The 585-nt window shown below is 45.0% G+C and carries 1 protein-coding gene; it reads right to left on the bottom strand.

Going from position 1 to position 585, the window contains the following annotated elements; genetic code table 11:
* Positions 1-10 precede the first annotated feature (10 nt).
* Positions 11-585 (bottom strand): transcriptional regulator ToxR (toxR, locus tag R7Q46_RS28795; protein ID WP_318078529.1); only part of this gene is annotated, 575 nt, incomplete at its 5' end.

Raw genomic sequence — 585 nt, 5'->3', positions numbered from 1 at the left:
CTGGCCTCCTTTATTTGCAGATGTCTGTTGGATCGTTTTGAACTGCGAAAAGACGAAATGTCACGTTCTCATACGAGTGGTTGCTGTCATGAATGTAGTTCAAAATCAGCTGGTTATTTTGTCCGCCAGTGGCAATCACTTCCACTGGTAAGGAGTCTTCTGCATGGTGCTTAACGTAGCGTTCAATGCACTGCTCAATAGAAGGCAACCAGTTGTTGATTTGAGGGTGATTTACAGGTGTCATCACTGGTACGTTCTGATACTCACCAATCTGACGGAACTGAGATTCCGCAGGGTTTGTAAACAGCAGTACGCAAATCGGTAGTAATAGTGCCAAAAATAAAATAACGCGTGGAATCCAAGGATTCACAGCAGAAGCCACAGGTGCTTTTTCAGGTACTACTGGCGCTTCTGGTTCAACGATTGCGTCAGAAGACGTCGCTAAAGACGGCTCTACGATAGTTTCTACCTCATTAGTAGAGGCGTCATTGTTATCAGAAGCTGGCTCTTCAACTTCAATTGAGCTTGAGTCTGAAGAAAGCGGGCTTAGGCGTTCAACAGTACAAATGAGTTGATAGCCTCGTT

The organism is Vibrio sp. 811 (assembly GCF_033339195.1).
The sequence above is the reverse complement of the archived record's forward strand: the minus strand, read 5'-3'. Positions and strand labels throughout refer to the sequence as shown.